Source organism: Stenotrophomonas ginsengisoli (assembly GCF_001431485.1).
Classification (GTDB): Bacteria; Pseudomonadota; Gammaproteobacteria; order Xanthomonadales; family Xanthomonadaceae; genus Stenotrophomonas; species Stenotrophomonas ginsengisoli.
Genome location: NZ_LDJM01000092.1, coordinates 1 through 399 on the forward strand (window position 1 = coordinate 1; position 399 = coordinate 399).

General features: G+C 62.2%; 1 protein-coding gene. It reads right to left on the reverse strand.

What is annotated here, in order from left to right; genetic code table 11:
• Nucleotides 1-261: DUF808 family protein (locus ABB30_RS16410; RefSeq protein ID WP_152980805.1), on the reverse strand; the 261-nt coding region annotated here is incomplete at its 3' end.
• Nucleotides 262-399: the final 138 nt, after the last annotated feature.

The following is a 399-nucleotide window of genomic DNA, read 5'->3' on the forward strand; positions in this document are numbered from 1 at the left end:
CCACGCAATCGGCACAATGGGCCTCCTCCCCGCGGATGTGGAATGTTTATGGCCGGTGCCAGCCTCGCCACCCTGCTCGATGACGTGGCGGTGTTGACCAAGCTGGCGACCAAGAAGACCGCCGGTGTGCTGGGCGTTCAAGGCCAGGTCGTCGCCCAGCACACCGGCGGTCTTCTTGGTCGCCAGCTTGGTCAACACCGCCACGTCATCGAGCAGGGTGGCGATATCGTCAATCAGCATGAACAGGCTGGCACCGGCCATAAACATTCCACATCCGCGGGGAGGAGGCCCATTGTGCCGATTGCGTGGTGAATTGACAGACGTGTTCACCTGGCCACAACCGGGCACTGGCAACACTGCCTTTCACCTTTCCTCTACCGGAGCCGGCCTTGTCCCAGC